Origin of the sequence: Priestia endophytica DSM 13796, assembly GCF_900115845.1 — a bacterium.
Taxonomy (GTDB): domain Bacteria; phylum Bacillota; class Bacilli; order Bacillales; family Bacillaceae_H; genus Bacillus_I; species Bacillus_I endophytica.
In genome coordinates, this window is the sequence record NZ_FOXX01000007.1 from 178,060 (window position 1) to 201,648 (window position 23,589).

The following is a 23,589-nucleotide window of genomic DNA, read 5'->3' on the forward strand; positions in this document are numbered from 1 at the left end:
AAGAACATGAAACCCCTTATGACGTTTATTCGTATATTAGGTGTGGTAAAAAAAAAGGAAGCACAAGAAAAATTCGAAAAAGTATACCATTAAGGTCAGATTTATTGTATAATACTGATAGAGATTCTCAATTTAAACTTATTTTAAATTAGTATCTATTTTAAATAAGTATTATACAAACTATGCTATTTTTAGTATACAGAAAAGAACCGCTTCCATCATGTTTGAAGTGTTTATGATTTTATTCCAATGAGGAGGAATGAAAGAATGGTTACACTATATACTTCACCAAGTTGTACTTCATGTCGAAAAGCAAGAGCGTGGTTAGAGGAAAATGATATTGCTTATACAGAACGTAACATTTTTTCAGAGCCATTGTCTATTGATGAGATTAAAGAAGTTCTACGTATGACTGAGGACGGAACAGATGAAATTATTTCAACTCGTTCTAAAACGTTCCAAAAGCTGAACGTTCAGCTCGATGCAATGCCATTAAAAGATTTATACAGTCTAATTAAAGACAACCCTGGTTTATTGCGTCGCCCAATTATTCTTGATGAAAAACGCCTGCAAGTTGGGTATAACGAAGATGAGATTCGTCGTTTCTTACCAAGAAAAGTTCGTACATTTCAACTACGTGAAGCACAAAAATTGGTTAACGAATAAGAAACATATTTCTTTCTATAAAAAAAGTGGCTTAACAATAAGTTAAGCCACTTTTTTTCGATTTGTCTTTTTTTGATTGAAAATAAACCCAATTGCAACAACAAATACAACAAGCAGTGTTGGAACAATGTAGAGAGTTGACGAGGAGTGAAAGAAAAAAGCAAGCTTTTCTTCGTGGGTGATCATTTTACCTGCTGTAAACGCAAGGATACCAGAACCAACGTATACAAGAAAAGAAAATTGCTCCATTAAATAAAGAACTATTTTGCTTCCCCAGACAATAATTGGAACTGAAACAAGCAAGCCAATGACAACAAATGTTAAGTTTCCGTGTGCAGCTCCAGCGACAGCTAGTACATTATCAAGACCCATTACAATGTCCGCAAAAACAATCGTTTTGATGGCTGCAAAAATGGACACACTAGCCTTAATATGTTGTTCTTCTTCTTCTTGGATCAGTAGCTTAATGGCAATGCTTATGAGCAAAATACCACCAGCGAACTGTAAATAAGGGATAGTAAGCAAATAGACAGCAACCATCGTCAGAAGAATGCGCACTATAATGGCAAGGCCTGTACCAAGTACAATCGCTTTATTGCGCTGATTTTCTGGTAAGTTGCGGCAAGCAAGAGCAATAACAATGGCATTATCGCCTCCAAGTACAATGTCAATGCCGATAATCATTAAAATAATGGTGAGCGCTTCAAGTTCCAATTTGACATCCTCCCATCTTCATTATCTAAATATATTCAAAAAAGTCTCAAGCTTGTCTGTTATTTTCTAATTGAAGAAAAAAAGTGATATGAAAGTCTTCCCAAACATTTTATTTTCTTTCTGAGGTATTTTGTCATACAATGAAGATATAATTTACCGTAGTAATGAATATCTACAGTGAGAGCAGAAGTTTTTAGTACCGAAGTCTTCCACTTCTATTCAAAGTCCTTTTAGGGAAACTAATGATAAGATTTAAAAAGGGAGAGAGGAAGAAACTTTACGAAAAACGTGTTCTAGTGTAGAATATGTCCAACGCAAAGCAAAGAGCTGATGTGAATTGCTGATCTATAACGTTTTTCGGAGCGGTTAGGAATGACTGTAAGTGGGTAAAAGAAATATAAAAAAGGGGTCATATCGTCCCTTCAGAAACAGGTCAAATGCCTTGTAATGAAAACGAGAAGGGAGAGAGCTACGAATGGAAATAGAACGCATAAATGAAAATACAGTAAAATTTTACGTTTCCTATATTGATATAGAAGAAAGAGGCTTCGATCGAAATGAAATTTGGTTTAGTCGCGAACGAAGTGAAGAACTCTTTTGGGATATGATGGATGAAGTTCATCACAAAGAGGAGTTTACAATTGAAGGTCCTCTTTGGATTCAAGTGCAAGCAATGGATAAAGGAATCGAGGTTGTCGTTACAAGAGCAAGCCTTTCTAAAGATGGTCAAAAATTTGAAGTCCCTGTTGGGGAAGACAAAAAAATTGATATTCCTGTTGATGAAAAACTGGAATCCTTGCTTGATGATCATAATATAAGTGAAGTTGCTGAAGATGAAGATGATGAAGAATCCCTTCAGTTTGTTCTTCATTTTAAAGATTTTGAAGATCTAATTTCTTTAAGTCATCGTATTCAGCTTCCTGAGATTCCGAACAATTTATATGCTTTCGAAAATCGTTACTACTTATACGTAGAGTTTTTCAACTGCCAAGATGACATTGAGAAGTTAGATGATATTCTTAGCATTTTGCTTGAATATAGTGAAGAATCAAGAACAACTGTTCATCATCTTGAAGAGTACGGTAAGCTTGTCATGAAAGAGAATGCACTAGAAGAAGTAAAAAAACATTTCCCACTTCTTGCAAATTCTTAACTTTTAGTTTTGAGCTTGAAGGTTGTGCGATATATATAATATGTGGAGAATGAGTCGTTGCCTTATTGTGGTAACGGCTTTCTGTTTTTTCACAATATAAAATGAAATAGGTGCATATTTGTTGAAGAACGGAATTAAGCTTATTTTATTTGTTGTTGTTACCGTCTCCTTCGTTCTATTAACTGAACATTTATGGAACAGTACACTGCTTGGCATCTTGAGCATTCTTATGACAATAAGCGTTATCTTCATTAGCATCCTTATTTCTTTAGAAAATCGCCATCCTAACCAGACGCTTACATGGCTCGTTGTTCTTGGAAGTTTTCCGCTTTTTGGCTTCATTTTTTATATATTTTTTGGACGCAACGTTCGGAAACGAAGACTTTTCGAGAAGAAAGGGAAATTAGATGAAAAAGTCCTCAAAGAACAAGAGGGAGAACTATTTAAAGATGTTCAACATCCGTTTAATCAGCACGAAAAACGATTGTTCCATCTTGCTCATAATGTTGGGAAAAGCCCAATTTCTTTCAAAACCGAAACAGAGACATTAACAAATGGAACAGAAACGTTTGCTGCCATTATGAACGTTTTGTATAGTGCAAGACATCACATTCATTTAGAATATTATATTGTAAGAAGTGATAAGTTAGGAAATCAGATTAAAGAAATTCTCATTGAAAAAGCTTTGCAAGGTGTGAAAGTTCGTTTTTTATATGATGCAGTAGGAAGTTTTAAACTGAAAAAAAAGTATATAAAAGAGCTTGTAAAGGCAGGAGTAGAAATGGTTCCTTTTCTGCCTGTTACTTTCCCGTTGCTAACAAGCAAAGTGAATTTTAGAAACCATCGTAAGTTAATTATTGTAGACGGCTCTATTGGTTTTGTTGGTGGATTGAATATTGGAGAGGAGTATCTTGGACATAGCAGGCATTTTGGATTTTGGCGTGACACCCATTTGAAAATAAGAGGAGAAGGTGTTCGTTCTCTTCAGCTAACCTTTTTACAGGACTGGTATTACATGACAGGAGAGGATTTGCTGAACTCTATGTATCTTTTTTCAACGCTTCCTGATGTAAAAAAAGACGGTGGCGTCCAAATTATTGCTGGAGGTCCTGATAGGGAATTTCAAGTGATTAAGCATCTTTTTTTCTCTATGATTACGACAGCAAGAGAGTCTGTTTGGATTGCATCTCCTTATTTTATTCCTGATGAAGATATTGTGACTGCTTTAAAAGTCGCTTCTTTGAGCGGTGTTGATGTGCGAATTTTAACTCCGAAACGGCCTGATAAAAAGATTGTTTTTTATGCTTCCCGATCTTACTTTCCTGAGTTGATGGGAGCAGGAGTAAAAATATATGAATATGAGAAAGGTTTTTTACACAGCAAAATTATTATCGTAGATCATGAAATAGCTTCCATTGGTACAGCTAATATGGATATGAGGAGCTTTCATCTGAATTTCGAAGTTAATGCTTTTCTTTATAAAACGGGAAGCACCCAGAAACTTGTGTATGCTTTTTTAGAAGATTTTGAGGATGCGAATCATCTAGAAAGTAAGCAGTTTGCTCAAAGGCCTTTAGCCATTCGTCTTATAGAATCAGCGTGTAGACTTTTATCTCCTCTTTTATAAAGTTCTCTTATTGAGAACTTTTTTTATGGGAAAAAGGATTTTAGAAAACGTTGTCGAATTATGACTCGTACTCTGAAAAACTAAGAAGGGGAGGTTTTTGAATTTTGCTTGTTGCTCAAACTGAAACAGGTCAAAAGATTGCTTTGTTAGAACGCTATTCGTCTGATTATTATCAAACGCTAAAGGAAACAAAATTTTACTGTCCAATTTGTAAAGGAAAGCTCATATTGAAAGTAGGGATAAAAAACATTGCTCACTTTGCTCACGAACCGAAGTCCTCATGTGCCTTCGAATATGAAAGGGAAACACCTTATCATTTAGAGGGGAAAAAAGGCCTCTACAGATGGCTCGAAAAACAAACAAAAGTAAAGATGGAAGAATATTTGCCTTCTATATCGCAGCGCCCTGATCTTTTTTTACCTGATTCTCATATAGCTATTGAATTTCAATGTTCAGCTCTTTCACTTGAAGCATTTCGAAAGCGCAATAAAGGCTATTCCCGTTTAAATATTACGCCTCTTTGGATCTTAAGTGCTGAACGTTTTAGAAGAAGTGCAAAAGGAAGTCTGAAGATATCGTATAATGAATGGAAGTTCCTTCAATATCCCGTCTCTCATTTATCTCCCTATCTCCTCTATTATTGTCCGAATTTTTCCCGTTTTACTATCGTTAGCGATATTATAGCTTTCTCCCCGACATCTGTATTTGCTACTGTTTCTTACTACAGCACAGCCTCCTTATCTCTCCATTCTCTTTTTCACCTTCGTTACTCAAAAGCTTCTTTCTTCGTACCTTGGGTTATTAAAAAAGGAGGATGGAGAATGAAATACGCCTTATATCCTAGAAATCCGTACACCCCTCTTTTAAAGCTTCTCTATACTCATCATATTCCTCCTTCTCATTTTCCTAGTGAAGCCGGTCTGCCTGTGAAAAACGGCTATTTCATTGAGAGCCATTCTTGTGTGTGGCAACTTTATATATTACTTGATCATTTTCTACCTCAAAAAAGAAATAGTATCATCCACTATGAAACCATTCTCAAGCAGTTTAAAAGAAGGATACAAAATCGACATGTAAAATTAAGAGAACTTCCAATGGTAACAAAAGGAAGCTTTGAAGACGCTTTGAAAGAATATTTAAGGTTGCTTATTACTGTTGGATTTATTACTGAAATAGAATCCAATCGCTTTTTAATCAACAGAGTGTGGACAACAATGCCTATACACAAGCATCCAATTGATGGGGACTATCAAATTATGAATAAACTCCAACTCAAACAGCAAAAAGGATGACAGCATAGAAAGAAAACGATACGATAAAAGGATAGGAAAAACATCCCTATGTTTGAAAAAAAGCAGGGAAGCATAGAATAAACAAAGAATTTATAAAGAAGTAGTAAATTTTTTAACAACTAACTTTGAACAATTAAGATATGGAGGGAAAATGATGACAGAACAAACTAAAAAACTACCAGCACGCAGCGAAATTCCTGAGAAGGATACGTGGAGACTAGAAGATATTTTTGCAACAGATAAAGAATGGGAAAAAGAATTTGATGAAGTAAAAGAACTTATCCCATCTGTTACAGCTTATGCGGGTAAATTAGGAGAGTCATCAGAGAACCTATATAATGCTTTAAAAACACAAGATGATGTAACACTAAGAGTAGAGAAACTGTACGCATATGCACATATGCGCTACGATCAAGATACAACAAACAGTTTTTATCAAGGATTAAATGACAGAATACAAAATTTATACACGCAAGTAGCAAGTGCCTTGTCATTTATGACACCCGAAATTTTAGCTATTGAAGAAGAGAAAATTTCTTCTTTTTTAGAAGAGAATGAAGCATTGCGTCTTTATAAACATGCTTTAGAAGAAATAACAAGACAGCGTCCACATGTTTTATCCGCTGAAGAAGAAGCATTACTAGCTAAAGCAGGAGACGTTTTAGGGGCTTCAAGCACAACATTTGGAATGCTGAATAATGCGGATCTAGAGTTTCCAACGATTAAAGATGAAGAAGGAAACGAAGTAGAAGTAACACATGGCCGCTATACAAGATTTTTAGAAAGTGAAGATCGTCGTGTTCGAAAAGAAGCATTTTCAGCAATGTATGATACATACGGGAAATTTAAAAATACGTTTGCAAGCACGCTATCTGGGACAGTAAAACGTGATAATTTCAATGCGCTTGTTCGTCATTATGAGTCAGCTCGTCAAGCAGCTCTTAGTGCAAATAATATACCGGAAGAAGTATACGATAATTTAGTAACGACAATTAATAAGCATCTTCCGCTTCTTCATCGCTATACAAAGCTTCGTAAAAAAGTGTTAAACGTTGACGAGCTTCATATGTATGATTTGTATACTCCGCTTGTCAAAGACGTCAACATGAAAGTAACATATGAAGAAGCAAAAGAATATACATTAAAAGGCCTTGAACCTCTTGGAGAAGAGTATAAAAGCGTACTTGAAGAAGGATTTAACAATCGTTGGGTTGATGTGCATGAAAACAAAGGAAAACGCAGTGGAGCCTATTCTTCTGGTTCATATGGAACAAACCCTTATGTACTCATGAACTGGCAAGACAATGTGAACAATTTATTTACTTTAGCACACGAATTTGGCCATTCTGTGCATAGTTACTATACAAGAAAAACGCAACCATATCCTTATGGAGATTACTCCATCTTCGTAGCAGAAGTTGCCTCAACAACAAATGAAGCACTTTTAAATGAGTACTTATTAGAGAATTTAGAAGATGAAAAACAAAAACAGTATGTGTTAAACCACTATTTAGAAGGATTCCGTGCAACTGTATTCCGTCAAACAATGTTCGCAGAATTTGAGCATGATATTCATGTGAAGGCGCAAAATGGTGAACCGTTAACACCTGAACTTCTTTCTAAAACATACTATGATTTGAATAAGAAGTATTTTGGGGAAGATATGGTTATTGATGAAGACATTAGTTTAGAATGGGCACGTATTCCTCATTTTTACTATAATTACTACGTTTATCAATATGCGACAGGTTTTAGTGCTGCAACAGCTTTAAGTAAACAGATATTAGAAGAAGGAGAGCCAGCTGTTGAACGCTATCTAGAGTTCTTAAAGGCTGGAAGCTCTGATTATCCAATTAACGTATTGAAAAAAGCAGGCGTAGATATGACAAGTGCAAAACCAATTGAAGAAGCTTTAAAAGTATTTGAAGAAAAACTTGATGAAATGGAAAAACTTCTAAATCAATAAGAAGAAAGGCAGGAGCTTATTTCCTGCCTTTTTCTATTTGAATCCCGAAAAGCGCTTCCGGTTATTAAGATAGGAGAAGAAAGCTAAAATAACAAGGAAAAAAAGTGGAGCAGCAATAAGTAAAGAAACAAGGTTTAATAAAGAAAGACCATAGAACAGGAACGAACAAAAGGCCGTGAAAAAAAGCAAAAGTGGATAAAGTTTTTTCATATTTTTCTCCTTTCTGTACTTTTGCTTCTATATATATGAAAAAGAAATCATAACATCCGTATTAAAAAGTTTGACAAAAATGTGAAATGAAATACAAAGTACTTGTCAGCACTAGATAACGTTTGTTATATTATAGATGTGAAATTAATCACAAACATATACCCCTTTGTTTGACCGTGAAAAATTTCTCCCATCCCCTTGTTGTCTTAATGACAACGAGAAAGACCCAGCAAATTTGCTGGGTCTTTCTTTTGTTTAAAAAAGATATAAGGACTGTTTTAGATGATTAAATAATATAGCGCCAAAATGTTCCATGTTTGACAGGGACTTTTTCAACACGCTGTTGAAGCTGAAATTTTTTAAGTACTTTTTCAGCTTGTTCGATTGATAAATCATAAACAACTGCAACTTCTTTTGTTGCCACAAATGTATAATATTCTAAAAAGATTTCAAGCGGTGGCAGTGGCGAAGGATCTGGCACTTCTTTTAACATTTCAAATAAAATGTTTTTAAATAATTCATAATCATAGTATCCAGAAACTTTAATTCCTTCATCCTCAATATTCTCGTTAAAGAAAACAAGTGTTGGACTTTGATCAACGTCCATTTCATACATAATCTTTGCATCACATTGGAAAGCTTTTGCAGAGCTTTCACTGAATAAGTCTTTTTTAAATTCTTCGACATCAAGTCCTACTTGTGCGGCAAGGTCAAGCAGTACATCTGGGTCTGTAACATTTTGTTTTTCAAGAAAAAGCGTTTCCTGCATTGCTCTTAAAAAACGAATGCCATGCTGTTTTCCTTGAAGCCATGCTGATTTAATAGCAATTGAAGCTGCGTGTGGAGTAGAGATTGGATTCTCTAGCCACAAGCTTCCATCACAGGACATTCCAGAGCGACTTCCTGTTTTTTCCCAAACTTGCGCCATTTTTTCAGGCTTTGCTTTTTTTAACGTATTCAGACTCGTTAACTGAGCAGATAAAACATGTTTAAGACTAAAATACTCTCCGTATTCAATTTGAAGTTTTTTAACAATCGGCTCAAGTGCCCAACATTCTGGACAAAGTGGATCAACAAAAAAGTAGACTTCGACCGGCTTTTTGTTTGATCCTCTGCAAAGGTGTTGTAAAGAGAACGCCTTTCTTTTTTCACATTGTTTATTGTTCAAGGTAATACGCCTTCTTCATCTGGAGTATTCACCATGTGCTGGGCAGTGAGCGTGAGCCGATGAAAAATTTGGGTTCGCAACATACCATCAAGTTCTACTTCATCCATTGCGTCACTCATACAGGAGAGCCAAGCCTTTGCTCGCGCTGGCGTGATTTCAAAAGGCAAATGTCGAGCCCTTAACATTGGATGTCCATGTTCGTTTGTGTAATCGGAAGGCCCTCCTAAATACTGTGTTAAAAACTGTTTTTGTTTTCGAGCTGTTTCAGTTAAATCGTCTGGAAAAATTGGAGCTAAGTCTGGATGATTTCCTACTCTCTTATAAAAAGCTTCTACAAGGTCAGAAATCATGTGTTCACCCCCGATAGCTTCATAAGGCGTCATATCTCTTTTTTCCATTGTCATAACTCCTTTATAAAAAATCTCTATTCAAACATAAAATTGTGAATAAATTCAAAATAGCTTTGTTTAGGTTATATCCGCTTTCGTTAATATATTGCCAAAAACTTAATGATTCTACTATAGCAATAACAGTCAGAAACAACGGTTTACTTTGTTATATTGTAGCAGTCGTCTCTCTTTAACTCAAACTATCCGCCTATAAGCATCATGCAAAAAAAAGCTCCTGTCTTAGACAGGAAGCCTTTATACTTGATAATAACCCATTACTTTTTTCACATATTCTTTTGTTTCAGTAAAAGGAGGAATTCCTCCATATTTGTCTACATTTCCAGGTCCTGCATTATAGGCAGCAAGAGCAAGGGAGACATCTCCATCGTATTTCTCAAGCATCTTTTTCAAATATTTTGTGCCTCCTCTTATGTTTTCAAGAGGGTTTAAAGGATTTAGTACACCTAGACGTTGTGCTGTAGCTGGCATAAGCTGCATAAGACCTAATGCTCCTACGCCGCTCTTAGCATCTTTTTTAAAATTAGATTCTTGCGTAATGACGGCTTTGATGAGTTTAGCATCTACTCCAAATTCTTCGCTCGCTTTATGAATAAGGTCCATAAATGGCGTATCGCTTTTTTCTGACGCTTGTACAGATGGGCTCATCACACTTGGAGGAGAGGAAAGTGTAAGCTGATTCTGCAAAAAGGCAGTGCGAGATGAACTTTTTTCCGCTTCAGATGATGAAGCGGATGTCAGCAATACATCACTAAGGATCGATGAAAATAGAGAGTTTAAAGATGATTCATTTGCGGGTAGTTTATTAGATGTCATCGTTTGAAAAGCCTGAAGCTGCAGAAGTGCTAAATAAGATTGAATATCATTCATCATGCTCTCCTAGTTGCTTATATTTTAAGTTGAAAAAACGCTGGATTTTATTGTTCGTTTCTCGTATCGGAATATGAAAACGGTTGAGAAGCTCTAGGAATGCTTTTTTTCCACTTTCCTCATTTTTTACTTCATATTCGAGTTCAAAATCTTCATGATTAAGGTATGTACTATGATCTAAAACAAGCAGTCCGTCCCTATAAGGAACCTCCGCTCTTTTTGTTGTAAGACTGCCAAATAAGTTAACCTTTCTTACTTCAATACCAAGTGTTTTGATTTGTTTTTCCATTGAAGAAGGAAGAGGGCATTCTCCTTTTAATAAACGAGTTGTTTCCTCCTTTGTCAGCGTTTCATGCGTTTCAAGAAGACCAACTTTACTTGGCTGTTTAAGTGTCAAAACATAGCGATCATTTTTAGATCGTATCCGAAGAGCAGCTCGTTTTTCTTTAATATCAAAATTTGGAGTATCAAAATAATAGTTTGTTTGTTCTTTAAACTGACTGTTGTCTATATGAAAAGCATCCATAAGCTTGTGAAATTCAGTAGAAGTTAATAAATTTTTAAATTCAATCTCAATTTCTTGTTTCATCATATATTTCCTTTCCTTGTAAAAAAAATAATATCTTTTCTATTATTCCATGTTTTAAAAGTAAACTCAATTGTCTCTTTTTTTTCTTTATTAAGTACCTTTCTTTACTAGCATGACTTCTCTACGAATTTTAGCTTTAATATGGTAAAATGAAGGCGGGTAATTCAGAGATTTTAGTCTAAATATACATAATATGCTCATTTATTGTTGAAGGGAGATTTACTGCTATGTCAAACAGAATCGAAGTAAATGGTACGGAATGGAAAGAGGGACGCCTATATATTAAAACAGAAGCGTTAAATCAAAACATCGAAACAATAGAAGATACAGGTCAAATGATTGTGGATTCTGATAATTTATCTTTCATTTATATTATAGATGTAAACGAAGCGTTTGTTTATGTTAGTATTACGGAGTCATACTGGAATAACATTAAGGAAGCGAAAGAAAATAACGCCAATGTTGTAGCTCTTGTAGGCGAACATGAAGTACAACTTGAAAATATTTTCACAGAATTAGAAGACCTTGTAGAAAACATCGAAGGAAACTCTAACTATGGAGAAGAATTTATGGGTTCTGTTGAAAAAATATTTTTAAATAAAGCTTAAAAGAGCACATATTTTCTTGAACAAAATTGGTGGTGTAAATCAGTATGTTAAAACATTGGGATTTATTTTTAGCTCCTTATAAACAAGCGGTTGAAGAATTAAAAGTAAAATTAAAAGGAATGAGATCTCAGTATGAGTTGAAATCAACTCATTCTCCGATTGAATTTGTAACAGGTCGGGTGAAGCCGATTCCGAGTGTCCTTGATAAAGCAGCAAGAAAAGGGATTCCGCTAGATCGTTTAGAAGAAGAAATGCAGGATATCGCGGGGCTACGTATGATGTGTCAGTTTGTCGATGACATTCCCTCTGTTGTAGAAATTTTAAAAGAACGAAACGATTTTGAAGTTGTAGAAGAAAGAAACTATATTACAGAGAAGAAGGAAAGCGGCTATCGTTCTTACCATGTTGTATTACGCTATCCTGTTCAAACGATCGAAGGCGAGAAAAAAATTCTCGTCGAAATTCAGATTAGAACGCTTGCGATGAATTTTTGGGCAACAATTGAACATTCGTTGAACTACAAATATAGCGGCAACTTTCCAAAAGAAATTAAAGAGCGTTTACAACGCGCTTCAGAAGCAGCTTTTCAACTTGACGAAGAGATGTCTAAAATAAGGGAAGAAATCCAAGAAGCCCAAGTTATGTTTTCACGAAAGAAAGAAAAATAGCAATCAATGGAGGGAGCCACAATTGAAATTTGTAGTAACGTCAAAAGGTGATGAAACATCGAATACGCTCGCACAAAAAATGCGTACATATTTGCTTGATTTTAATTTAGAGTATGATGAAACACATCCAGATATTGTTATCTCAGTTGGAGGAGATGGAACACTTCTCTATGCTTTTCACCGTTATCAGCATCGTTTAGATAAAACAGCTTTTGTTGGAGTTCATACAGGACATTTAGGCTTCTATGCGGATTGGAGACCGAAAGAGATTGAAAAGCTCGTTATTGCAATCGCTAAAACTCCGTTTCAAATTGTGGAATATCCCCTTGTTGAAGTCATTATTCGCTATTTAGGTGGAGGGAAAGAATCGCGCTATCTTGCTTTAAACGAGTGCACAATAAAAAGCGTTGAAGGTTCTTTAGTTGTAGACGTTGAAATTAAAGGGCAGCTCTTTGAAACGTTTCGAGGGGATGGTCTCTGTATTTCGACTCCTTCTGGAAGTACTGCTTATAATAAAGCATTGGGAGGAGCTATTCTTCATCCATCTCTTCAAGCTATCCAAGTTGCAGAGATGGCTTCTATCAATAATCGCGTATTCAGAACAATTGGTTCACCGCTCGTTTTGCCAGCTCATCATACAGGAATGTTCAAACCTGTGAATGACGTGGATTTTCAAATTACAATTGATCACCTGACGTTGCTTCATAAAGAAGTAAAGTCTATCCAATGTCGTGTGGCTCAAGAGAAAATTCGCTTTGCGCGCTTTCGTACATTTCCGTTTTGGCAAAGAGTACGAGATTCATTTGTTACAGAATAAAAGGAGGCAGCTTTATAAAAAGCTGCCTTTTTTGTATAGTTTATATAAAGCACGAGTTGCGTTTTCTTTTTTAAATAAGTGATAAAAAGTTTTTGGTCTATATTAAATAAAGGGGTAGAGATAATGGAAAAAAGGTTTACCCTTTCTTGGGAAATTTCAGCGCGCTATGATGGAACAATAACGAGAGACTTTTTAAAGGATCATTCCATCTCAAAAGCATCGCTTACAGCAATTAAATTTCAAGGTGGATTTATTAAGGTTAATAATCAAGATGAAACAGTACGATATATATTAAAAGAAGGTGACGTTTTAGAGGTAGCTTTTCCACTTGAAAAACGAAGTGAGAACATTAAAGCGGAGAAAATGCCCTTGGATATTCTATATGAAGATGAGCATTTTCTCATTGTTAATAAAAGAGCGGGTATTGCGACAATTCCTTCACGGGAACATCAATCAGGTACGTTGAGTAATGCGCTTTTGTACTATTACGTGCAGAACGATATTCATGCAACGCTACACTTTGTTAATCGACTTGATAAAGATACATCAGGACTTCTTGTTGTGGCAAAGCATAGATATAGTCATTACTTATTTTCAAAAGCGCAGCAAAGTCATAAAATCCATCGCTTTTATCAAGCATTTGTTCATGGTGTGCCTACAGAAGAAGGAACAGTATCTGCTTCAATTGGCAGAGCAGATGATAGCATTATTAAGAGAGAAGTTGTAGAGAATGGCCAGCATGCTGTAACTCATTACAAAGTGCTTGAACGCTTCAAAGATGCAGCTATTGTTGAGCTTTCTTTAGAAACGGGAAGGACGCATCAAATTCGCGTGCATATGAGCTATATCGGGCACCCTTTACTTGGAGATGATTTATACGGAGGTAAGCAAGGGAGAATGAACCGTCAAGCGCTTCACTGCTGTAAAATGGAATTTAAACATCCGTTTACAGGTCAATATTTATCATTTGTAGGAGAACTACCAGAAGATATGTTGAAATGTCAAAGAGAGCTTGCACAGTAAAGCAAGCTCTCTTTTTTTAGGAGAAAGTAGAGAATTTCTCTTCAACATATGGCATTGAGGAGGGAATAGAAATCGTTTCATATTGAGGGTATCGGAAAGCTGTGAGAGCTCCTCCAAACACTACTCCAGTATCAATGTTATATGTATTATTCACTTTTCGGACGTTTTTAACAGGTGTATGCCCATAGACAATAGTTGCTTTCCCTTCATAGTGCTGAGCCCAATCTCGACGAACTGGGGAGCCGTTTGGATGTACTTCCCCTGTGATGTCTCCATAAAGAACGAAGGTCTTTACATGATGACTATGTTTTCCAATATCTTTTTCCCGGATGCCAGCATGTGCAACAACTAATTTTCCTTTATTAAGCACAAGATAAAGAGGAGCTTTTTCATACAGTTTCATGAACTGTTCACGAACAAGCGACTGCTTGTCTTTTGAGAGAGATCTATATTCAGCAACAGTTGTTTCAAGGCCGTGGGTGATTTGTACTTTATTTCCTTTAAAGAACCGATAAAGTTTGTTGCAATGGTTACCAGGACAATAGAAAGCGGCCTTTTTGCTAACGAGTTTTGAAACGGTATCTATAACAGCTAAGGAATTTTTTCCTCGATCTGTTAAATCACCTAAAAATACGAGTTTCCTTCCTTCTGGATGGAGAGGGATATCGGTATTCCACTGGTAACCAAGTTCTTTTGTTAGAAGGACAAATTCATCATAGCAGCCATGAATATCACCGATTACATCAAATCCTTGCGCAGATTGTTTAACCATGTTATCATTCCTTTTTAAGTTTATCCGTAGTTGAATTTTAGAGGGTTTTCTTCTATATTTCTCTTCGATATGTAGTAATTCTAGAGGAAACGTTCGAAGTTTCTAGAACTTTTTCAACACATTTTATCATGTCCTATCCGTTTTTTTTCTACTCTAATATTAAAGGATAAAAACTAAAACAAAAGAGGGTACATTGATTTTATCGGAATACATGTATTGTCTAGCTTCTATAGATGAACAACTTCATGGAGGTGGGTTATGATGAATAATGAAAAAGCGCAAGAAAGAAAGGAGCAGACAGAGCTCATTTTGTTTCATTTACTTCATTTACGTGACATTGAAACATTTAGAGAAGAATTTCTGAATCTCCATTCTTATGATCAAGCTCAGTTTTATGAAGAGCTTAATGAAGAAGAACGCCTTATTTTATATGATTTCCTCTCACCAGAGGAAATGGCTTCAATCTTTGAAAGTATTGAAGTTTCAGAGGGAGAGTATAAGGAGCTTCTTGGCGAAATGATGCCGGACTTTGCAGCTAATATGTTAGCAGATATGTACGCTGATGATGCAGTTGACGTGTTAAATGAGCTTGATAAAGAACAAGTTGCAAGCTATTTAACGATTATGGATGATGAAGCAGCAGATGAAATTAAAGAACTTCTTCATTATGAAGAATCAACTGCCGGAAGTATTATGACAACAGAGTACGTAGCTATTTATGCAAACGAAACAGTAAGTTCAGCAATGAGAATTTTAAAAGAAAAAGCACCTGTTGCTGAAACTATTTATTATGTGTTCGTAATTGATGATGAGAAACGCCTTGTTGGAGTTATTTCTTTACGTGATCTTATTGTGGCAGAAGATGACACGTTAATTCGTGAAGTAATGAGCGAAAGAGTTGTAGCTGTTTCTGTTGCTGAAGATCAAGAAAAAGTAGCACGTACAATGCGGGACTACGATTTTTTAGCTCTTCCAGTTGTTGATTTTCAGCACCACCTCCTTGGAATTATTACCGTTGATGACGTAATGGACGTTATTGATGAAGAGGCATCTGATGACTATTCAAAGCTTGCCGGGATTTCAGACGTTGATGATACGATTCGAACTCCCTTCTCAGCGGCAAAGAAACGCTTGCCGTGGCTTGTCATCCTGCTCTTTTTGGGAATGTTAACAGCAAATCTCATTGGGCAGTTTGAAGAGACACTTGATAAAGTAGCAATACTTGCAGTCTTTATTCCCCTTATTGGTGGAATGGCTGGTAATACAGGAACACAGGCATTAGCAGTTGCTGTTAGAGGAATTGCAACAGGTGAAGCAGATAAGGAAAGCAAATGGAAACTTATCATCCGTGAAGGATTAACAGGGGTAATAACAGGAGGAAGCTGTGGAATCCTAGTCGTTTTTGTTGTTTATATATGGCAACACAGCTTCGTGTTAGGACTGCTTGTTGGAGCTTCTATTTTTGCGACTCTTATTGCAGCAACAATTGCAGGAGCGCTTGTTCCGATTATTATGCACAAATTTAAAATTGACCCTGCTGTTGCTTCAGGTCCGTTCATTACAACGGTAAATGACATTATAAGCGTACTTATTTATTTTGGGCTTGCAACAACGTTTATGAGTTATCTAACATCTTAAATTAAAGAAAGAAGGTGAAGAGACATGGCAGAAAATGCTTCAGTTGTTTCATTAGCTATTGTTGTTATCTGTGCTTTTTTAACTCCTATTTTGCTACATCGTTTCAGGTTAAGAGTGATTCCTGTTGTTGTAGCTGAAATTATCGTTGGTCTTATTATTGGAAAAAGTGGATTTGATGTTGTTCAACAAGACATGTGGCTTGAAACATTATCAACACTAGGATTTATCTTTTTAATGTTCTTAAGCGGAGTAGAAATAGATTTTTCTGCTTTCACTGGGGGCAAGCAAAAAGAGAAGCTTCCGAGTGGAAAAAATGCTCCAAATACGTTTATAGTTTCAACCTTGATTTTTGTAGGAGTTTTTATTCTTTCCCTTCTTCTTTCATACTTGTTTGTATGGATGGGGTTTATCGACAATGCATTCTTAATGACGCTTATTATTTCAACCATTTCCCTTGGTGTTGTAGTTCCAACCCTAAAAGACCGCCAAATTATGAAAACAAATATTGGGCAAATCATTTTACTTGTAGCTGTTATTGCTGACCTTGTTACAATGATTTTGCTTGCCGTTTTCGCTTCTCTTCATGAAGGTGGCGGAGGAAGCATGTGGCTTCTGCTTATTTTATTTGGCGCTGGTATTGTACTTTATATTTTTGGAAACTATTTCAAAAAGCGATCTTTTGTTGAATCCTTATCAACAGGGACGATTCAAATTGGAACCCGAGCTATCTTTACACTTATCATCGTTCTTGTTGGATTATCAGAATCTATTGGGGCAGAAAATATTTTAGGAGCATTTTTAGCAGGTGTTCTAGTTTCCTTATTGTCACCAAACCATGATATGGTACAGAAACTGGATTCCTTTGGATATGGCTTCTTAATTCCAATTTTCTTTGTAATGGTTGGAGTAGAGTTGAATTTAGGTGAGATGTTAAGTGATTCAAAAGTAATTATTCTTATCCCACTTCTTGTTATAGCTTTACTTATTTCAAAAATCATTCCAGTTTATCTATTAAAAAAATGGTACGATACAAAAACAGTATTTGCGGCTGGCTTCTTACTAACTTCAACTTTGTCTCTTGTTATTGCAGCTGCAAAAGTTGGTGAAAATCTAGGCGTTATTGATCAAAAAATGAGCGGAGCTCTGATTTTAGTTGCTGTTATTTCAAGTATCATCTCGCCCATTTTATTTGCTAAGTTGTTCCGTAATCCGTCTTCAGAAGATCCTAGCGTGCGTGTGAAGCTTATTGGAGCAAACCAGCTTACTTTACCTGTGACAAAAGAGCTTAGCCCACATGTATACGATGTTACATTATTTCATCCAGCACAGGAAAAAGTAGAAGATGAAACATCAAGTTCACTATTTGATATTGTTGAAATTGAAAGCTATGACATAGGAGACCTAAAGAAGCAAGATGTATTTGATACAGACATTCTTGTTGTGACATCTGGGAATGAGGAACGAAATGCAGATATTGCTCTTTATGCAAAAGAGATAGGTGTTGAGCGTGTTATTGCGCGAATTGAAACGCCAACTTTACAAGACAAAGTACGCGAACACGATGTTGACGTTTTTTCAGTATTAACTTCAACAACGTCGTTAATGAAAGCTCTTATCGAGTCACCAAGCTTAATTGGGATTTTAACAAATAGAGATACAGCTCTTTATCAAATTGACGTTCATAATCCAAAGTACATGAATATTCCACTTCGAAAATTTCCATTTACAGGAGATGTGATTTTTGTTCGGATTTTTAGAGGAAACGAGTCTCTTATTCCTCATGGAGACACTGAACTATTAAGAGATGATCGGATTATTGTCACGGGCTCTACAGAGTACGTAGAAGAATTAAAGCGAACACTGCAGTTTGGAAAGAGTTATTCAATCGAGAAGCCTGAACTTTAAGTTCAGGCTTTTTTTTTGATAAGCATTTGTTGAGAAGTGATAATGTGGTATACTGAAGATGATATTAGTACCTGATACTAATACTAACAATAAAAAATGTGAGGAGAATCTTCAATGAAAAGTTTATCCTTAGAAGGCCGTACATACGTAGTGATGGGGGTTGCTAATAAACGAAGCATTGCTTGGGCTATTGCACGTTCTTTACACGAAGCAGGTGCTCGCCTAGTTTTTACATATGCAGGAGAACGTCTTGAAAAGAATGTTCAAGACTTAGCTTCTTCTTTAGAAGGAGCAAATTCACTTGTATTACCTTGTGATGTAACAAATGACGAGGAAGTTGAAAAATGTTTTGCACAAATTAAAGAAGAAGTTGGAACAATTCACGGAATTGCTCACTGCATCGCATTTGCAAACAAAGAAGAGTTACAAGGTGAATACATGAACACAACGCGCGAGGGATTCCTGCTTGCGCATAACATTAGTTCTTATTCATTAACAGCTGTTGCAAAAGCAAGCAAAGATCTCATGACAGAGGGCGGCAGCATTGTTACACTAACTTATTTAGGTGGAGAACGCGTTGTCCAAAACTACAATGTAATGGGTGTTGCCAAAGCTTCCCTTGATGCAAGCGTGAAATATTTAGCATCTGATCTTGGTCAGCATGGAATTCGCGTAAATGCTGTTTCAGCAGGTCCCATTCGCACGCTTTCTGCAAAAGGAATTAGCGATTTCAACTCTATTTTAAAAGATATTGAAGAGCGTGCCCCACTTCGTCGCACAACAAACCCTGAAGAAGTTGGGGATACAGCATTATTCTTATTCAGCGACCTTGCACGCGGAATTACGGGAGAAACAATTCACGTTGATTCTGGTTTCCATAGCATGGCACGATAACTAAAAAATCAGCTTTTCGTTATGAAAAGCTGATTTTTTTTTATGTTTTTTAGAGAAACGAACAAACTTTGCTCCCTTACAGCATACATTTTTAAAAGAATGTCGCAATTTTAAGTGAACGTCAGCATGGAAGGGGAGAAGAGTTTGAAAAAGTTTAATAATGAAGGGGAAAACACGCCGCTTATGTATATTGTCCAACCAGAGACGATAGAAAAGCCAAAGCGATCGATGCAATCTGTGTACCAAAACTCATGTTTTAAGAAAGTGAAGAAAACAAGAGATGAACGTGAAAAAGTAGCATCGCTTTCAAAAGCGCTTGAAGTAGTCCAAAATCCTTTAGCAGAAAAAGAAAAAGAGAAAAAAGAAAATAAAATGTTTCAGAAGATGAGTATTGAGGAAAAAGCGGCTTTTTTAGCTGATTTTCCACCACACCTCTCACAGCCTGTTTGCCAAGTAGAAACTAAAGAACGAACTTATAGTGGCACAATTGTGAAAGTAGAAGATGAGACTCTTTACATGCTCAATTCAGCTAAAACAGAACAAACTGTTGTTCCTACAACTGAGGTAAAAGATATTACCATTTTAAAAATATAGGAATCTTAATTAGGCTAAACACAATGTTTAGCCTATGAAAGGAAGGCAAAAACTTTTATGACGTGGATGACTTTGCTACTGCTCGTTCTTGCTACATTTCGTCTAACACGACTCATTGTTTTTGATAAGATTACCTTCTTTATTCGTCGTCCCTTTCATGAAATTGTAGAAGAAACGCTTGAAGATGGTTCTGTAACTACGTATATAAAAATGAAAGGAACAGGACTGAGAAGGTGGATTGGTGAACTGTTAAGCTGTTATTGGTGCACAGGAATGTGGTGTGCTATCGGTCTTTATGCTCTTTATTCAATATATCCGGATATTTCATTTCCGTTTCTCTTTGTGCTTGCAATTGCAGGTATAGCTGGAATTATTGAATCATTTGTAGAATAAAAAACAAGGTGTGGTTTTTGAACCACACCTTGTTTTTCTAAGATGAGAAGTTGAATATCGCCTTATTTAAGAATGGAACGCCTTCTTTGAACTCAGTTGTGTATGCATATCCTTCTAAAATAAAAGACGAAAGACTAGAACTAAGAGTTAGTTGAAAAGAATCAAAGGTAACAGATTCTCCTGGAGGAATTTCATGCGTTTTTAAAGGTCTCAACCAATACTCTCCATTTTTTTGAACACGCTCTTTCCAATCCTTTACAGCGTATTCCCATCCTTCTGAGTTTTGTTCTGAAAGACCAGGTTCTTCTTTATGAGCTGAATCTCGAATTTTCCCGCTTATGATACACTTTGGTTCACTTACCTTTAAGCATAGAAGGGGAGCGTGAACTGTATCCTCCGTTTCATTTTTAATAACGGCATTTCCAATGAGTGTTACATCTTCTTCTTCTCCAGACGGAATAATTGATGAGTACATAAAATAACATTTCAAAGTTGTTAAAGTGGTCTTAGGAGAAGAGAGAATTCTTTCTTCCTGCAGGCGTTCATTAATCATTTTTTGTTCAGAAAGCTCATTTCTTAACAGAGAAAGTTCTTTTTTTAGCACTTCTATCTGTCCGTCATCTAATGAATGAATAGGTGGAATGTATTTCTTTTTCCAAAACGATACATTTGCTCGTTCTGTTTCAAGATCTTGCTCGTACTTTTTTATTGTATGTTCCAATCGGTCAATTTCAGATTTATAGTGAATGAGTTTCTGTTGTAGCTGTATAGATTGATTAGAAGATGAAGCTGTTTTTTTTCCCATAGTTCTACCTCCTCTTTTTATATGTATGAAGATACGAAGATGGATTTGTCAATATTCTAAAAAACTCTCTGCTTTATAAGAAAAAGGCAATTGGAGGGGGCCAATCGCCTGTTGACACATCACTTATTGAGGAAAGAGAGGAGAAAAAATCTCCTCTTATTCATATAGAGAATAGCCAGGGAAAATCTCTGGGCACTGTGGTGGCGCATGTTTTACAGGGCAAGATCCGTTTGTAACGATGTCGATATCTGGACGTGGATCACAGAACTTTCCTTCAACTTCAATTTTCACATATGCTTCCATTTGAATGTCTAAGCAAAGTGTTAAGCATACATCAAGCTGTTGGAAGCAGTTGTGTGGGTTGCTGACAATTGATGCGTGACAGTCAGCATACGTAATATGACCGACAAGCTCTGTTCCTTCTGGAGCACATAAGAAGAATGTTTGGATTGTTGCAAAAGGCTGTGGAGCTGAGTAGCAAAGATCTCCATCTTCATCTAGAATACGAACAACATAGTAACCTCTTACAAGTACTTTAACTCTTTGGAGTGTTACACACTCTCCATCTGGAAGTGTAACTGTTACTTCAGGACGACCGCCTGATTGAAGAACTTCTGTAATTTCTAATCCTTCTGCGCAGTTGTGGTCAACTGGATTACCAGAAGAATCTGTAATCATACAAGACGCTTCACAAGTGTCTGATAAGAAATCCAGTTCATACGGATCTGTATCCTCTGGTAAGTCAAAATGAAAATCAAAGTCTAAGTTGTCAAATCCATGTTTCCCCATATGACAAGAAACAGGTAATTCAACTTCGCGATTAACCCAATCGTAGACTTTTGGCACGCGGATGCATAGTCTCTCTTTAATAGGTTCCATCGTTTTACCTCCTATAAATAATTGTCCTCGCTCTCATCCCTGAAACACGTTTAGGACTAATACATAGTATGAAGAATGCTCTGTTATGTTCCTTAACGATAGCGGAATTTCGTGGGTAAAAGCGGAATTATTTGCTCAGTGACAGCATATTCATAAATGACAAAAGTGTTAGTGTTCTTTTGAAATTATTTTAGGTTTTTCGTTAAAATGGATAATTGTTCTGTGCGCTTATATGGGAGTTCATCAAAGACAGCAAGGAGTGTATGACAGTGTCTCAAACAAAACCAACATATGAACAGCTAAAAGGTTATCTACAGCGAATGAGGGCAGAGCTTGAATTTTATAAAAGTGAATATAATAAGAATCGTTTAAAAACGTTGAACTTACAAGATATTGAAGAAGAATTAGAGGAGCAGTGGCTTGAGGAAAAAGAGCGAATTATGCTTGAAAAAGAACAAATTATACTTGAAAAAGAAAAATGGCGTGAAAGAGCAGAGGAACTAAGTGAAAAAATTGAAACGGTTGAAAAAGAGAAGGAAGAAGATCTGCTTAAACTTCAAAAAGAAGAAACAGCTAAGCTGAAAGAACAAGTTGCTATTCTAGAAAAGAAAGTGCGCGATCAGAAGCCTGTTGACCAACCTCATAATGTTAAGAACTATGATAATGATTGGTTTATGCGTAATTTAAAAGAGCAAAACTTCTATAAAGAGAAGCGAAGACCAAGAAAATAAGGTAAACATCCTATCAACAGAGAGCGTCTTGAAGAATATAGTAAAGAGAGAGTTTCATATTGTTTTTCATACTCGTGCTAGCAAATGAAAACATGACAGTAGAAAAGAGGTGAATTAAACATGCAATATCCTCAGTATCCTCAAAATGGTCATGTCTATCATCCTTCATCACATAAGCATCCGCAAAAGAAACCCAAGCTTTATGCAAATGCAAACAAACAACAAGTTAAAGACTGTGGATGTGGAAAGAAGTTAAAAGTAGATCCAAAACGTTAATCACGAGATTATACGAAAGAAAGGGCAATAATAGATTGCCCTTTTTTCTTTTGGTGAATAAACATGAAAGTGTGAGGTGAAAGAAATGAGTGATTTCTTAGAGGAGCTTGAAATTTTTTTTGAGAACTTCCATAGTAACAAAATGGAGAAAGAAGAAGAGGGAATACAGAAATTAGAAAGATATGTAGAGAAGATGGAAGACGAGAAAAAAATGCATGACATTGAAAAAAGTGAAGAAGCGTTTGGGAAATATGAGATGAACGATCCTTTTGGAAAATAAAAAAAGAAAAACCACATGTGCCCATACCAAATACACTCCTTCAACATATCGTGTTAAAGAATAAGGAAAGAGGAGGTGTAAAGATATGGGCTTCGGATATGGTGGTTACGGTTGTGGCGGCTATAGTTACGGCGGTGGCGGCTACGGTGGTGGCGGCTGCGGCAGCGGCTTTGCGCTAATCGTTGTATTGTTCATTCTATTAATTATCGTTGGTGCTGCTTTTTGTAGCTAAACAGAACTTTGGAACACTTCCCTCCTAAACAATACTGTATGTTAAAGAGTGCGAGTAAACTTTTACTCGCACTTTCTTTTTCACCATTTCTTCTTTAATTTCATACGATATATTACTGTGATAAGGAGGGATCATGATGGATAACAATCTCTTTAAAAATATTGAAAAGAAAACAGGCGTAAATATGAAAGACGTATTTGAACTTGCTAACTCTGTGCAAGGAGCAAACTTCAAAGATGAAAAAACAGTACGCAATCTTGTGCGCCGTGTTTCACAAATTGCAAACAAACCTGTACCAAAAGAAAAAGAAGATAAAATTGTTAAAGCGATTACAGATAACGGTCAATCACTTGATTTTGGAACAATCGCGAAAATGATTAATAAAAAATAAAACCCCATCTTAAAGATGGGG

The 23,589-nt window shown here is 36.1% G+C and carries 27 protein-coding genes; 19 read left to right on the forward strand and 8 right to left on the reverse strand.

Annotated elements, in window-relative coordinates:
• Nucleotides 1-267 precede the first annotated feature (267 nt).
• Nucleotides 268-666, forward strand: coding sequence for a transcriptional regulator SpxA (gene spxA, locus BM012_RS14685; RefSeq protein WP_019393828.1), 399 nt, complete (start codon nt 268-270; stop codon nt 664-666).
• 42 nt (nt 667-708) lie between these two features.
• Here the strand turns inward: spxA and BM012_RS14690 are convergent, their stop codons facing one another.
• Nucleotides 709-1,380 (reverse strand): TerC family protein, encoded by a 672-nt coding sequence (locus BM012_RS14690; RefSeq protein ID WP_061803304.1) that lies wholly within the window; start codon nt 1,378-1,380, stop codon nt 709-711.
• Nucleotides 1,381-1,855: 475 nt separating this feature from the next.
• Between BM012_RS14690 and mecA the strand changes: the two genes are divergently transcribed.
• The 4 genes from mecA to pepF all read left to right on the forward strand — a co-directional run bounded on the left by mecA (nt 1,856) and on the right by pepF (nt 7,418).
• Entirely contained in the window at nt 1,856-2,533 is a 678-nt protein-coding gene (gene mecA / locus BM012_RS14695; protein ID WP_061803305.1) for an adaptor protein MecA, read from the forward strand.
• A 121-nt stretch (nt 2,534-2,654) separates the two neighbouring features.
• Nucleotides 2,655-4,160 (forward strand): cardiolipin synthase, encoded by a 1,506-nt coding sequence (gene cls, locus BM012_RS14700; RefSeq protein ID WP_061803306.1) that lies wholly within the window; start codon nt 2,655-2,657, stop codon nt 4,158-4,160.
• 104 nt (nt 4,161-4,264) lie between these two features.
• Entirely contained in the window at nt 4,265-5,452 is a 1,188-nt protein-coding gene (locus BM012_RS14705) for a competence protein CoiA (protein WP_061803307.1), read from the forward strand.
• 154 nt (nt 5,453-5,606) lie between these two features.
• Nucleotides 5,607-7,418 (forward strand): oligoendopeptidase F, encoded by a 1,812-nt coding sequence (pepF, locus tag BM012_RS14710; RefSeq protein ID WP_061803308.1) that lies wholly within the window; start codon nt 5,607-5,609, stop codon nt 7,416-7,418.
• Between the two features lie 496 nt (nt 7,419-7,914).
• Here pepF and BM012_RS14715 read toward each other — a convergent pair whose 3' ends face one another.
• From BM012_RS14715 to BM012_RS14730, 4 genes are all read right to left on the reverse strand, one after another.
• Nucleotides 7,915-8,796 (reverse strand): ClpXP adapter SpxH family protein, encoded by an 882-nt coding sequence (locus tag BM012_RS14715; RefSeq protein WP_061803309.1) that lies wholly within the window; start codon nt 8,794-8,796, stop codon nt 7,915-7,917.
• Nucleotides 8,793-9,194 (reverse strand): globin domain-containing protein, encoded by a 402-nt coding sequence (locus BM012_RS14720; RefSeq protein WP_061803310.1) that lies wholly within the window; start codon nt 9,192-9,194, stop codon nt 8,793-8,795. The genes BM012_RS14715 and BM012_RS14720 overlap by 4 nt, the downstream gene beginning before the upstream one ends.
• A 246-nt stretch (nt 9,195-9,440) precedes the next feature.
• Nucleotides 9,441-10,073, reverse strand: coding sequence for a lytic transglycosylase domain-containing protein (locus BM012_RS14725; RefSeq protein ID WP_061803311.1), 633 nt, complete (start codon nt 10,071-10,073; stop codon nt 9,441-9,443).
• Entirely contained in the window at nt 10,066-10,662 is a 597-nt protein-coding gene (locus BM012_RS14730; RefSeq protein ID WP_061803813.1) for a CYTH domain-containing protein, read from the reverse strand. The genes BM012_RS14725 and BM012_RS14730 overlap by 8 nt, the downstream gene beginning before the upstream one ends.
• 227 nt (nt 10,663-10,889) lie before the next feature.
• On the opposite strand from BM012_RS14730, the gene BM012_RS14735 reads away from it, so the two are divergent.
• The 4 genes from BM012_RS14735 to BM012_RS14750 all read left to right on the forward strand — a co-directional run bounded on the left by BM012_RS14735 (nt 10,890) and on the right by BM012_RS14750 (nt 13,778).
• A complete protein-coding gene (locus BM012_RS14735; protein ID WP_061803312.1) occupies nt 10,890-11,270 on the forward strand; it encodes a UPF0738 family protein in 381 nt (126 codons plus the stop codon).
• A gap of 44 nt (nt 11,271-11,314) precedes the next feature.
• Nucleotides 11,315-11,938: a GTP diphosphokinase gene (locus BM012_RS14740; protein ID WP_061803313.1), complete on the forward strand. Its 624-nt coding sequence runs from the start codon at nt 11,315-11,317 to the stop codon at nt 11,936-11,938.
• Nucleotides 11,939-11,960: 22 nt separating this feature from the next.
• On the forward strand, nt 11,961-12,755 hold the full coding sequence (locus tag BM012_RS14745) for an NAD kinase (protein WP_019393815.1): 795 nt from the start codon (nt 11,961-11,963) through the stop codon (nt 12,753-12,755).
• A 123-nt stretch (nt 12,756-12,878) separates the two neighbouring features.
• Entirely contained in the window at nt 12,879-13,778 is a 900-nt protein-coding gene (locus BM012_RS14750) for an RluA family pseudouridine synthase (RefSeq protein ID WP_061803314.1), read from the forward strand.
• A 16-nt stretch (nt 13,779-13,794) separates the two neighbouring features.
• Here BM012_RS14750 and prpE read toward each other — a convergent pair whose 3' ends face one another.
• Complete coding sequence (gene prpE / locus BM012_RS14755; protein WP_061803315.1) at nt 13,795-14,550, reverse strand: bis(5'-nucleosyl)-tetraphosphatase PrpE; 756 nt, start codon at nt 14,548-14,550, stop codon at nt 13,795-13,797.
• A gap of 261 nt (nt 14,551-14,811) precedes the next feature.
• On the opposite strand from prpE, the gene mgtE reads away from it, so the two are divergent.
• The 5 genes from mgtE to BM012_RS14780 all read left to right on the forward strand — a co-directional run bounded on the left by mgtE (nt 14,812) and on the right by BM012_RS14780 (nt 19,974).
• Nucleotides 14,812-16,188, forward strand: coding sequence for a magnesium transporter (gene mgtE / locus BM012_RS14760; protein WP_061803814.1), 1,377 nt, complete (start codon nt 14,812-14,814; stop codon nt 16,186-16,188).
• A 24-nt stretch (nt 16,189-16,212) separates the two neighbouring features.
• Complete coding sequence (locus BM012_RS14765; protein ID WP_061803316.1) at nt 16,213-18,093, forward strand: monovalent cation:proton antiporter family protein; 1,881 nt, start codon at nt 16,213-16,215, stop codon at nt 18,091-18,093.
• Between the two features lie 114 nt (nt 18,094-18,207).
• A complete protein-coding gene (gene fabI, locus BM012_RS14770; RefSeq protein ID WP_019393810.1) occupies nt 18,208-18,987 on the forward strand; it encodes an enoyl-ACP reductase FabI in 780 nt (259 codons plus the stop codon).
• A gap of 144 nt (nt 18,988-19,131) precedes the next feature.
• On the forward strand, nt 19,132-19,581 hold the full coding sequence (locus BM012_RS14775) for a CotO family spore coat protein (RefSeq protein WP_161939286.1): 450 nt from the start codon (nt 19,132-19,134) through the stop codon (nt 19,579-19,581).
• A gap of 57 nt (nt 19,582-19,638) precedes the next feature.
• The gene (locus BM012_RS14780) at nt 19,639-19,974 is read left to right on the forward strand and encodes a DUF1360 domain-containing protein (RefSeq protein ID WP_061803318.1); all 336 of its coding nucleotides are present in this window, start codon (nt 19,639-19,641) and stop codon (nt 19,972-19,974) included.
• 37 nt (nt 19,975-20,011) lie between these two features.
• Here BM012_RS14780 and BM012_RS14785 read toward each other — a convergent pair whose 3' ends face one another.
• Both BM012_RS14785 and BM012_RS14790 read right to left on the reverse strand, forming a co-directional pair.
• Nucleotides 20,012-20,779, reverse strand: coding sequence for a hypothetical protein (locus tag BM012_RS14785; protein ID WP_061803319.1), 768 nt, complete (start codon nt 20,777-20,779; stop codon nt 20,012-20,014).
• 156 nt (nt 20,780-20,935) lie between these two features.
• Nucleotides 20,936-21,658, reverse strand: a complete 723-nt coding sequence (locus tag BM012_RS14790) for a BMQ_0737 family morphogenetic spore coat protein (protein WP_061803320.1) — start codon at nt 21,656-21,658, stop codon at nt 20,936-20,938.
• A gap of 269 nt (nt 21,659-21,927) precedes the next feature.
• Between BM012_RS14790 and BM012_RS14795 the strand changes: the two genes are divergently transcribed.
• The 5 genes from BM012_RS14795 to BM012_RS14810 all read left to right on the forward strand — a co-directional run bounded on the left by BM012_RS14795 (nt 21,928) and on the right by BM012_RS14810 (nt 23,568).
• Nucleotides 21,928-22,389 carry a hypothetical protein gene (locus BM012_RS14795; protein WP_061803321.1) on the forward strand — a complete coding sequence of 154 codons (462 nt, stop codon included), beginning with the start codon at nt 21,928-21,930 and terminating at the stop codon, nt 22,387-22,389.
• A gap of 120 nt (nt 22,390-22,509) precedes the next feature.
• Nucleotides 22,510-22,665, forward strand: coding sequence for a hypothetical protein (locus BM012_RS26450; protein ID WP_161939287.1), 156 nt, complete (start codon nt 22,510-22,512; stop codon nt 22,663-22,665).
• An 85-nt stretch (nt 22,666-22,750) separates the two neighbouring features.
• The gene (locus BM012_RS14800; RefSeq protein ID WP_061803322.1) at nt 22,751-22,945 is read left to right on the forward strand and encodes a hypothetical protein; all 195 of its coding nucleotides are present in this window, start codon (nt 22,751-22,753) and stop codon (nt 22,943-22,945) included.
• Between the two features lie 85 nt (nt 22,946-23,030).
• Nucleotides 23,031-23,177, forward strand: coding sequence for a YjcZ family sporulation protein (locus BM012_RS14805; RefSeq protein WP_061803323.1), 147 nt, complete (start codon nt 23,031-23,033; stop codon nt 23,175-23,177).
• Between the two features lie 136 nt (nt 23,178-23,313).
• Entirely contained in the window at nt 23,314-23,568 is a 255-nt protein-coding gene (locus BM012_RS14810; RefSeq protein ID WP_019393801.1) for a sporulation-specific transcription regulator SpoVIF, read from the forward strand.
• Nucleotides 23,569-23,589 lie beyond the last annotated feature (21 nt).